This is a genomic window from Streptomyces sp. NPDC050388 (assembly GCF_040655635.1).
Taxonomy (GTDB): domain Bacteria; phylum Actinomycetota; class Actinomycetes; order Streptomycetales; family Streptomycetaceae; genus Streptomyces.
The window spans coordinates 1-3,825 of the sequence record NZ_JBFAKH010000209.1 but is presented as its reverse complement, the minus strand read 5'-3'; the positions used below and the strand labels follow the sequence as shown (position 1 = coordinate 3,825).

The following is a 3,825-nucleotide window of genomic DNA, read 5'->3' as shown; positions in this document are numbered from 1 at the left end:
AGCAGCTCCGAGCCCGGATCGAACACCACCTCCTTGATGGGCCGCTCCAGGTGCCGGTCCAGCTCCGCGCAGACCGCGTCGAAGGCCTCGGCGAAGACGGGGAAGGCCGCGTACAGCTCCCGGCCCATGCCGGGACGCTGCGCGCCCTGCCCGGAGAACAGGAACGCCGAACGGCCCTCGGCCGCCGTGCCGCGGACCACGCCCGGGGCCGGACGGCCCTGCGCCAGCGCCTCCAGCGAGGTGAGGAAGTCCTCTGACGTCGTGGCGACGACCGCTGCCCGGTGTTCCAGGTGGGCCCGGCCGGTGGCCAGGGACCAGGCCACGTCGAGGGGCACCGCTTGCTCGCTCACGACGGCGGCGAGGCGTTCGGCCTGCGCGCGCAGGGCGTTGGCGCTGCGGGCGGACAGGACCCAGGGGACGACCGCCGGGACTGCTGGGACTCCCGGGGGCGCCGGAACCTCCGGTGTCGACTCCTCGGCGGGCGCGGCTTCGAGGAGGGTGTGGGCGTTGGTGCCGCTGACACCGAAGGAGGACACCGCGGCGCGGCGCGGGCGCTCGCCCGTCTCCGGCCAGGCGCGGGCCTCGGTCAGCAGCCGGACCTCGCCCGCCGACCAGTCGATCTTCGACGACGGCTCGTCCACGTGCAGGGTCTGCGGCAGCATCCCGTGCCGCATGGCCATGACCATCTTGATGACGCTCGCGACGCCGGCGGCGGCCTGGGTGTGCCCGATGTTCGACTTCAGCGAGCCCAGCCACAGCGGCCGGTCCTCCGGCCGCTCCTGGCCGTAGGTGGCCAGCAGCGCCTGCGCCTCGATCGGGTCGCCCAGCGTCGTGCCGGTGCCGTGCGCCTCCACCACGTCCACGTCCGCCGCCGAGACACCCGCGTTGGCCAGCGCCTGACGGATGACCCGCTGCTGCGACGGACCGTTCGGGGCGGTCAGGCCGTTGGACGCACCGTCCTGGTTGATCGCCGAGCCGCGTACCACGGCGAGGACCTGGTGGCCGTTACGGCGGGCGTCCGACAGCCGCTCCACCAGCAGCACGCCCACGCCCTCGCCCCAGCCGGTGCCGTCCGCCGCGTCCGCGAACGCCTTCACACGTCCGTCCCCGGCCAGGCCGCCCTGACGGGAGAACTCCGCGAAGACGGTGCCGGTGGCCATCACGGCGACACCGCCGACGAGAGCGGCCGAGCATTCGCCGTTGTAGAGGGCCTGGACGGCCATGTGCAGGGCGACCAGCGACGACGAGCAGGCCGTGTCGACCGTGACCGCCGGCCCCTCCAGGCCCAGGGCGTACGAGACGCGTCCCGAGAGCACGGCGGTGGCCGTACCGGTCATGAGGTAGCCCTCGGTGCCTTCCGGAGCCTGGGTGATGTCGCTGCCGTAGCCCTGTGAGGAGGCTCCGACATAGACGCCCGTACGGCTGCCCTTCATCGACGAGGGGTCGATACCAGCCCGTTCGAAGACCTCCCAGGACGCCTCCAGCAGGAGCCGCTGCTGCGGGTCCATGGCCAGGGCCTCGCGCGGGTTGATGCCGAAGAACCCGGCGTCGAAGTCTCCGGCCTCGGCGAGCCAGCCGCCCATGACGGCGGGCCGGTCGGCGGGGATGTCGCCCGCCCAGCTCCGGTCGGCGGGGATGTCGCCCACGGTGTCCTCGCCGTCGGCGACCACACGCCACAGCTCCTCGGGGGAGCGTGCTCCGCCGGGGAAGCGGCAGCTCATGCCGACGATGACGACGGGGTCGTCGGATGCGGCGCCCGCCCCGGCCGGACCGGCGGCCGGGGTCTCGGCGGTCCGGTCGTCGGCCGGCTGGTCGAGGACGAGCGTGAGGAGGTGGTCGGCGAGCTCCGCGACGGTCGGGTAGTCGAAGACGAGGGTGGTGGACAGGCGCAGACCGCTGAGGGTGTTGAGCCGGTTGCGCACGTCCACGGCCGTGAGGGAGTCGAAGCCGAGCTCGCGGAAGGGGCGTGCGGCGTCGAGTTCACCGGCGTCGGCGTAGCCGAGAACGGCGGCGGCCTCGCCGCGCACGAGGTCGAGGATGCGATTGCGCTGCTCGGCCGGGGTGAGTCCGACGAGGCTGCGCTGCAGCGCAGAGGTGACGGCGGACTCGGCGTCCCCACCCGCCTCGGCCTCGGCGGCGTCCAGGGCCTCCCGTACCTCGGGCAGGTCCTCGAGAAGCGGGCTGCGGCGCACGACGGTGAACGAGGGGACGAAGCGGTCCCAGCGGACGTCGACGACGGTGAGCACCGTCTCGTCGTGCTCGACTGCCTGCCGCAGCGCGTTGATGTTCAGGTCGGGGTCCATGACGGGCAGGCCGCGGCGGCTGAGCAACTGCTCGGCCTCGCCCTTGGCCATGCCCGCGCCGTCCCAGGCGCCCCAGGACAGGGCGGTGGCGGTACGTCCACGGGCCCGGCGGTCCTCGGCGAAGGCATCCAGGTAGGTGTTGGCGGCGGCGTAGGCGCCCTGGCCACCACTGCCCCAGATGCCGGAGATCGAGGAGAAGACGACGAAGGCGTCGAGCGGCTCGTCGCCGAGGATGTCGTCGAGGTTACGGGCGCCGGCGACCTTGGCGGTGACGACGTCGGCGAAGGTGGGGTGGTCGGTTTCCTCGATGGAGCTGAGCTGGCTGACACCGGCCGTGTGGATGACGGCTGTTATGGAGTCACCCTGTTCGCGCAGGTCGTCGACGAGGGCCCGGACCGCGGCGCGGTCGGCGATGTCGCAGGCGGCGATGGTGACGCGTACACCCTTCGCGATCAGCTCCGCCTCGAGTTCGGCGGCGCCGGGCGCGGCGGGTCCGCGTCGGCTGGTGAGCACGAGGTGCTCGGCTCCGGTCTCGGCGAACCGGCGGGCGAGGAAGGTGCCGAGGGCGCCCGTACCGCCGGTGATGAGGACGGTGCCGCGCGGGTTCCAGGACCGGGCCGGTTCGTCGAGCGGTGCGTGCAGCAGACGCCGGGCGTAGACGCCGGTGGACCGGACGGCCACCTGGTCCTCGCCGTCCGTGGCGCTGAGGACGCCGCAGATCCGGGCAAGGGCACGGTCGTCCAGGAGGGTGGGGAGGTCGATCTGGCCGCCCCACCGTCCCGGGTTCTCCAGGCCGACGACCCGGCCGAAGCCGGACACCATGGACTGGACAGGGGCGGCGAGGGGGTCGGACCTGCCGACGGACACGGCTCCGCGGGTGAGCGTCCACAACGGGGCGGACCCCTCCGTGGCAGCCAGGGCCTTCACGAGGTCGACGGTGGCGAGGAGCCCGGCGGGCAGCGCCGGGAAATCGGGGTGTGGCGTCTCGTCGAGCCCGAGGAGGGAGAGGATGCCGTGAACGTCGTCACCCTCGGCAAGGTCGGTGAACTCGCCGAGGGTGACAAGGACGGCCTCGGCGCCGTGCCGGGCGAGGCCCTCGGTGAGGGTGTCGGCCAGGGCGGAGGTGTCGGCGACCGGGGCGTCCGGTACGACGACGAGCCAACGCCCGGACAGGGCCGGTGCCTCACTGGACGGCGCCACGGGCTTCCAGGTGATGCGGTAACGCCAGGAGTCGATCGTCGACCGCTCCCGGCGGCCGCGTCTCCAGGAACTGAGGACGGGCAGGGCCGTGCGCAACGATTCGGTGTCGGCTCCGTCGAGGGCGGCCGCCAGGGCGTCCGCGTTGCCCTGCTCGATGGCGTCCCAGAAACGGGCCTCGTCGGGGTCGACGGTGCGCGCGGTTCCGGCGATGGCTGCTCCGGCCTCGAACTCGGGCCAGTAGCGGGTGCGCTGGAAGGGGTAGGTGGGCAGGGGGATGCGGCGGGCGCCGGTGCCGGCGTAGACGGTGTGCCAGTCGACGGTG

1 protein-coding gene is annotated in these 3,825 nt (G+C 73.4%); it reads right to left on the bottom strand.

The features are described 5' to 3' along the window. Window positions 1-3,825, bottom strand: a 3,825-nt coding sequence (locus tag AB0I73_RS40625; RefSeq protein WP_363045408.1) for an SDR family NAD(P)-dependent oxidoreductase, incomplete at both ends; no start/stop codon positions are given.